Genomic DNA, 434 nt, shown 5'->3' on the forward strand with positions numbered 1-434 from the left:
GCCTAATCCTGTTCCAATGGGTAAGTCGAGTTTTAGTAAAATTATAGCTGTTACCGTGTTGCTGGCGCTGTCGGCCTGCGCGACGCCGCCACGCCATATCAACGATGTCTGCGCCGTGTTCGACCAGACTGACGGTTGGTTCGACAACTGGCAGGCGGCGGCCGAACGCGCCGAACAGAAGCACGGCGTGCCGGTTCCCGTGCTGATGGCGACGGTGCGGAAGGAATCCGGTTTCAAGAGCAACGCCAGGCCGCCGCGCACCAAGCTTCTCGGCTTCATTCCCTGGAAACGTGTCTCCAGCGCCACCGGCTTCTCGCAGGCGCTCGACGGCACCTGGGCGCAGTATCAAAGCGAGACCGGCAGCTGGGCGGCGCGCCGCACCAGCTTTGCCGATGCCGTCGATTTCGTCGGCTGGTATCATTCCAAGACCTGTC

General features: G+C 62.0%; 1 protein-coding gene. It reads left to right on the top strand.

Features of this window, described 5'->3' with window-relative positions:
- Positions 1 to 16 precede the first annotated feature (16 nt).
- Positions 17 to 434: hypothetical protein (locus EOA86_RS38145; protein ID WP_128345905.1), on the top strand; the 418-nt coding region annotated here is incomplete at its 3' end.

The sequence above is a fragment of the Mesorhizobium sp. M5C.F.Ca.IN.020.32.2.1 genome, from assembly GCF_004023105.1.
Taxonomy (GTDB): domain Bacteria; phylum Pseudomonadota; class Alphaproteobacteria; order Rhizobiales; family Rhizobiaceae; genus Mesorhizobium; species Mesorhizobium wenxiniae.